A 2,611-nucleotide genomic window follows, 5' to 3' on the forward strand; every position below is an offset into this window, starting at 1 on the left:
CCCCGGCCCCCCCCCCCCCCGTCTGCGCCCCCGCTCCCCCCCCACCCGCCGGGCGCGGCCCCGCCGGCAAACCGCGCCCCCCCACAAGCTCGCTCCTACAAGGGCGCTCATGCACTCGCGGTTGCTACGGCAAATGCCCGCGCTATGGCATTGATCACCGCACGAACTCGCGCCGTATGGCGCACGTCCTTGTGGGTCACCAGCCATACGTCGTAGGGCAGGGGCGGGCGTTCCGGCCACAGGCGGACCAGCCCGTCCGCTTCGCCCAGCGGCAGCGGCAATTCCCCTACGCCGAGGCCGCCGGCCAGCGCGCGGCGGACCATGAAGCCGGAGGTGCAGGTCATGGCGATGCGCCCGTGGATGATCGGCTCGGAGGCGAGGAACACTTCCTTGCCCGCGTCGAGATAGGGCTGATAGACCACCAGGTCGTGTCCGGCGAAGGCGGTCCCCCGCTCGGGAGTTCCGCGCTGCTCGATGTACTGCGCGGAGGCGAACAGCCCGCTGCCCCAGCGCGCCAGGCGCCGCACGATCAGGTCGGGGTTCTCCGGCTGGTGGGTGCGCACGGCGATGTCGGCCTCGCGCTTGGCCAGATTGAGCATCTGCGTGGAGGTCTGCAGTTGCACCTCGATGCCCGGCTCCTCGCGGTGCAGGGCGGCGACTGCGGGGATGATGAAGTCGGCGGCGAAGGAGTCGGTGGTGGTGACCCGCACCACGCCGCTCATGCGGTCGTCCATGCCGAGGATCTGCCGTTGCAGTTCGGCGGCGGACGACTCCATGGCCTGCGCCGCGGCCAGGGCGATCTCGCCGGCGGCGGTCAGGCTGTAGCCGGCCGAGGTGCGCAGGAACAACGTCGCCTCCAGCGAACGCTCCAGCGATGCCAGGCGCCGGCCCACCGTCGCCTGGTCCACCGCCAGCACGCGGGCGGCGCCGCGCAGGGTCTGTTTGCGGCACAGGGCGAGGAACACCCGCGCATCGTCCCAGTTCATCATGGCGAAGTCCTTTTGATGCAGAAATGCAATGGTGGCATGAAAACACGCTGCATTACTGCATCTTGTCGCGCCTTTATGATTTCCCCATCACCACTCAACGGCGCCGCCCTGACGGCGCGATAGGGGTTGTCATGCATACCGATGCTTCCCGCCTCGCCAGCCGAGGCTCCCTCTGGTTGCCGATCTGGGCGGGCCTCTGCGCCAGCCTGGTCGGCATCGGTCTGGCGCGTTTCGCCTACACGCCGCTGATCCCGGCGCTGATCGAGGCGCACTGGTTCTCGGCGTCCGCCGTGGTCTACCTGGGCGCCGCCAATCTCGCCGGCTACCTGGTCGGGGCGCTGGCCGGGCGCCCGCTGGCGGCGCGCTGGTCGAGCACCACGGTGCTGCGCGGCATGATGCTGCTGGTCACGTTGTCGTTCTTCGCCTGTGCCTGGCCGCTGAACCAGGCGTGGTTCTTCTTCTGGCGCCTGGTCTCGGGAATTTCCGGTGGGGTGATCATGGTGCTGGCCGCCAGCACCATCCTGCCGCATGTCGCCGCCAATAGGCGTGGGCTGGCCAGCGGGGCGATCTTCCTCGGCATCGGCCTGGGTATCGCCGCCTCCGGCACCCTGGTGCCGCTTCTGCTGGCGCTCGGGCTGGTGCAGACCTGGCTCGGCCTCGGCGCGCTGGCCCTGGTGGTCAGCCTGAGCAGCTGGTTCGGCTGGCCGCAGGAACAGCCGCACGCCCAGGCACATGACGTTGCTGCACCGCGAGCCTCGGCGGGCGTCTACGTGCTGTTCGCCCAGTACGCGCTGATGGCCGCCGCGCTGGTGGCGCCGATGATGTTCCTGGTGGACTACGTAGCCCGGGGCCTGGGCGCCGGTACCCACAGCGGGGCGCTGATATGGACGCTGTATGGCGTTGGCGCCATCGTCGGGCCGGTGGTCTACGGCTTTCTCGCCGACCATCTGGGGGCGCGGGCGGCGATTCGCCTGGTGCTGGCGGCGCAATTCATCGCCCTCGGCCTGCTGCTGGAAACCGGCGACCTGCGTCTGCTGGGCATGGCGAGCCTGGTGATCGGTTCGTTCCCGCCGGGCATCGTGCCGCTGGCCCTGGCGCGGGTGCATCAACTGGTGCCCGGCCACGCCGCGCAGAACGCCACTTGGAGCCGCGCGACAGTGTCCTTCGCCAGCTTCCAGGCCATCGCCGGCTACGCCTACTCGGCGCTGTTCAGTGCGAGCCATGGCCACTACGCGCTGCTCTTCGCGGTGGCCGCCGGAGCCATCGTGCTGGCCCTGCTGATGGAAGTGGCGCTGCTGTTCAAGGTGGCGCCGGAAGCTGGCGCATCGGTGCATAGCTGACCCGCACCGCCGCGCCGGCCTTTTTGTAGGAGCGAGCTTGCTCGCGAACCGGCTTCACTCCGGGCGGTACCGGTGCCATGCGTTCGCGAGCAAGCTCGCTCCTACAGCTCGGGTTGGGATCGGGCAGAAACACTTTCAAGGCGGCGTCGGAGGCCGACGAACCGATGCGTGGCTGACCTGCACCGCCGCGCTGGCTTTTTTGTAGGAGCGGGGGGGGGGGGGGGGCCGCGGGCGGGGCGGCGGCGGCGGGGGGCGGGGCGCGCGCGGCGCGCGGCGAGGCCG

Annotated in this window: 2 protein-coding genes; one reads left to right on the forward strand and one right to left on the reverse strand. The window is 70.3% G+C overall.

All coding sequences use genetic code 11. From position 1 onward, the window contains the following. Positions 1-107 precede the first annotated feature (107 nt). Positions 108-986, reverse strand: coding sequence for a LysR family transcriptional regulator (locus ACCC94_RS29175; protein WP_413353067.1), 879 nt, complete (start codon positions 984-986; stop codon positions 108-110). Between the two features lie 134 nt (positions 987-1,120). On the opposite strand from ACCC94_RS29175, the gene ACCC94_RS29180 reads away from it, so the two are divergent. Beyond that, positions 1,121-2,329, forward strand: coding sequence for a YbfB/YjiJ family MFS transporter (locus ACCC94_RS29180; protein WP_413353066.1), 1,209 nt, complete (start codon positions 1,121-1,123; stop codon positions 2,327-2,329). Positions 2,330-2,611 lie beyond the last annotated feature (282 nt).

The organism is Pseudomonas sp. Pseusp97 (assembly GCF_047304025.1).
GTDB lineage: Bacteria > Pseudomonadota > Gammaproteobacteria > Pseudomonadales > Pseudomonadaceae > Pseudomonas.